Consider the following 2,086-nt stretch of genomic DNA (forward strand, 5'->3'; position numbering starts at 1 on the left):
CCACCGCCACGGAACCCCGGACCCGCGGGTCGTCGCCCGCGGCCCCCGGACCCCCGGACCCCCGGACCACCAGGAAGGGCCTCATGACCACGGACGACGCCGTCCTCACCGACCGCCCGCGCGGCACCGCACGCGCCGGGCGCCCCGCGCCTCGCGTGCCGGGCCGGAGCCCGCTCACGTGGGCACGCCGCGGCGGGCTGTCCGCCCTCGTCTTCGCGCTGCCGCTGCTGCTGGTCTTCGGCGTCTTCTCGTGGTGGCCGATCGTCTCGGCCGTCGTGATGAGCTTCCAGCAGACGAACCTCATCGACCCGCCGACGTTCGTGGGGCTGGAGAACTTCCAGGCGATCTTCGCGGACCCGCTGCTGCCGAAGGTCGTGCGCAACACCGCGTGGTTCGCGCTGCTCGCGCTCGTCTTCGGGTACCCGATCCCGCTGGTGGGCGCCGTGCTCATGAGCGAGCTGCGCCGGCGCAAGGGCCTGTACTCGGTGCTCGCGTACCTGCCGGTGGTCGTGCCGCCGGTCGTCGCTGTGCTGCTGTGGAAGTTCTTCTACGACCCGCGCCCGCAGGGGGTCTTCAACACGATCCTCGGCTGGGTCGGCCTGGGGCCGTACTCGTGGCTCAACGACCAGGCGATGGCGATGCCGTCGCTCGTGCTCGAGGCGACGTGGGCGGCCGCCGGCGGGACGGTGATCATCTACCTGGCCGCCCTGATCGGCGTGCCGTCGGAGCTCTACGACGCGGCCGAGGTCGACGGCGCGTCGGTGTGGCGCAAGGTGTGGCACGTGACGATGCCGCACCTGCGCGGCGTGCTGTTCATCACCCTGATCCTGCAGGTCATCGGCACCGCACAGGTGTTCCTCGAACCGTTCCTGTTCACCAACGGCGGCCCGAACCACGCGACGCTGACCGTGATGCTGTGGGTCTACCAGCTCGCGTTCACGTCGATCGGCAACAGCTTCGGCGAGGCGACGGCGCTCAGCCTGCTCCTCGCGGTCGTCCTCGCCGTGCTGTCGCTCGTCTACTTCCGCCTGACCCGCAGCTGGAGCCAGTCGTGACCACCGTGCAGACCCCGTCGTCCCCGAGCCCCGCGCAGGCCGTGGTCGCGCCGGCCCCCGTCGACGCACCCCCGCGGCGGCTCGGCCGTCGGCGGCTCGTCGTCGACTCCGGCGAGCGCGGCGCGCTGTCGACCGCGGACTGGCGCCGCCCGCTCGTCAAGCACACGTGGCGCACGATGCACCTCCTGCTGCTCGTGCTGCTCGTCGTGTGGTGCCTCGGCCCGCTGCTGCTGCTCGGCACGTTCGCGTTCACGCCGACGCAGGACATCCAGAGCACGCCGCTCGCGTTCTTCCCGAACGGCGCGACGACGCACAACGTCGAGATGGCGTGGAACAGGTACCACATCGGCCAGTTCTTCATGAACACCGTGTGGGTGGCCCTGGGCTCGTGGCTCGTGCAGGTCGTCGTCGCGACGACCGGCGGGTTCGTGCTGTCGGTGCTGCGGCCGGCGTGGGCGCGGGCCCTCAACTGGGCGGTGCTCGCGACGCTGTTCGTGCCCGCGGTCGTGCTGCTCGTGCCGCTCTACAAGATCGTCGTCGACCCGCCGGTCGGGCCGAGCCTCATCAACAGCTACCTCGCGGTGTGGCTGCCCGCCGGGGCCAGCGCGTTCAACGTGGTGCTCGTCGCGCGGTTCTTCGACTCGCTGCCGCGCGAGATCTTCGAGGCCGCCCGCATGGACGGCGCCGGACCGTTCCGGCTGTTCCGCAGCATCGTCCTGCCGATGAGCAAGCCGATCATCGGCGTCGTCTCCGTGTTCGCGGTGATCGCGTCGTGGAAGGACTTCCTGTGGCCCTTCCTCGTCCTCAAGTCGGACACGGTCAAGCCGCTGTCGGTCTACCTGCAGTCGATGGCGAACGTCGACAAGGGCACGCTCATGGCCGCGCTCGCGATCTCGACGCTCATCCCGATCGCGATGTTCCTCGTCTTCCAGCGCATGTTCCTGCGGGGTGCGGGGCTCGGGGGAGCGGTCAAGGGCTAACGACGTTTTTCTGACGTGCTGTCGGATCAGGATCACGGCGGCGGCGACCCC

Annotated in this window: 2 protein-coding genes; both read left to right on the forward strand. The window is 70.4% G+C overall.

Annotated features, from left to right (window positions below):
• Window positions 1-83 precede the first annotated feature (83 nt).
• The gene (locus CTKZ_RS20445) at window positions 84-1,055 is read left to right on the forward strand and encodes a carbohydrate ABC transporter permease (protein ID WP_200829861.1); all 972 of its coding nucleotides are present in this window, start codon (window positions 84-86) and stop codon (window positions 1,053-1,055) included.
• Window positions 1,052-2,035: a carbohydrate ABC transporter permease gene (locus CTKZ_RS20450; protein ID WP_124344623.1), complete on the forward strand. Its 984-nt coding sequence runs from the start codon at window positions 1,052-1,054 to the stop codon at window positions 2,033-2,035. The genes CTKZ_RS20445 and CTKZ_RS20450 overlap by 4 nt, the downstream gene beginning before the upstream one ends.
• Window positions 2,036-2,086: the final 51 nt, after the last annotated feature.

Origin of the sequence: Cellulomonas algicola (genome assembly GCF_003851725.1) — a bacterium.
GTDB classification, from domain to species: domain Bacteria; phylum Actinomycetota; class Actinomycetes; order Actinomycetales; family Cellulomonadaceae; genus Cellulomonas; species Cellulomonas algicola.

What these genes read in the sequence shown, in the direction of transcription:
- CTKZ_RS20445 (WP_200829861.1), top strand. Translation starts at nt 84, where the DNA reads ATGACCACGGACGACGCCGTCCTCACCGACCGCCCGCGCGGCACCGCA.